Origin of the sequence: Pauljensenia sp. UMB3104, assembly GCF_030217285.1 — a bacterium.
In the GTDB taxonomy this organism is placed as follows: Bacteria; Actinomycetota; Actinomycetes; order Actinomycetales; family Actinomycetaceae; genus Pauljensenia.
This window is the reverse complement of the sequence record NZ_JASONN010000292.1, coordinates 1-275: the sequence shown is the minus strand read 5'-3', so window position 1 is coordinate 275 and position 275 is coordinate 1. Positions and strand designations below refer to the sequence as shown.

Genomic DNA, 275 nt, shown 5'->3' with positions numbered 1-275 from the left:
AATAAAGTTCTTCTTATCGACATCCAGAAGGTCGATGACGCGGCGCACAGCGCGCCGTTCTTTTTGCGTCAGAAACAGGATCATTTCACCGCCTCCGATTCGTCGAGGAATCCGGGCAGCGTCACGCTCAGGTCTTCCAGTTGCTCAATCTGCGTGAGGATGGGGTACTCCTCGGCATCCTGAGCAGTTGCTGCCTGCGCCGAGACGGTAATGACATGGTCTGCTGCCGCAACGACAGCCTGGCGGTGCGCAATGACGATGACCGTTCGCCCCTG

General features: G+C 57.8%; 1 pseudogene. It reads right to left on the bottom strand.

The window, feature by feature from the left end:
• Positions 1-80 precede the first annotated feature (80 nt).
• Positions 81-275: pseudogene (locus QP415_RS11760) on the bottom strand (thiol reductant ABC exporter subunit CydD); the annotation flags it as partial.